Origin of the sequence: Rhizobium sp. 3T7 (assembly GCF_020166565.1) — a bacterium.
Lineage (GTDB): Bacteria > Pseudomonadota > Alphaproteobacteria > Rhizobiales > Rhizobiaceae > Rhizobium.
Genome location: NZ_JAIQXS010000069.1, coordinates 1 through 412, shown reverse-complemented (window position 1 = coordinate 412; position 412 = coordinate 1). Strand labels below are relative to the sequence as shown.

The window sequence follows — 412 nt, the reverse complement described above, 5'->3', positions numbered from 1 at the left end:
CGCCAGGCGGCCCGTGTTCAAACTGGTCGAAAACATGCTCGCCAAGGCAGTGAGCCGATTGCAAGACGATGAACGGCCGATCCTGCATTCCGACCAGGGATGGTAATATCAGATGCCGGCATGGCAGCGCCGGCTTCAGGCACGTAACATCGATCAGAGCATGTCACGCAAAGGCAACTGCCTCGACAATGCCGCCATGGAAAGCTTCTTCGCCATCCTCAAATCCGAGTTCTTCTATCCCAATGACTTCGACAGCCTCGAAAGCCTCACAGACGGCATCGACGATTACATCCACTACTACAACCACGATCGCATCAAACTGAAACTCAAAGGGCTGAGCCCTGTACAATACAGGACCCAGCCCTTAAATCTCATCAGCCTTTAAACCGTCCAACTTTACGGGGTCAGTTCA

The 412-nt window shown here is 53.2% G+C and carries 1 pseudogene; it reads left to right on the top strand.

Annotated elements, in window-relative coordinates:
* A pseudogene (locus K9B32_RS28880) lies at positions 1-385 on the top strand (transposase); the annotation flags it as partial.
* Positions 386-412 lie beyond the last annotated feature (27 nt).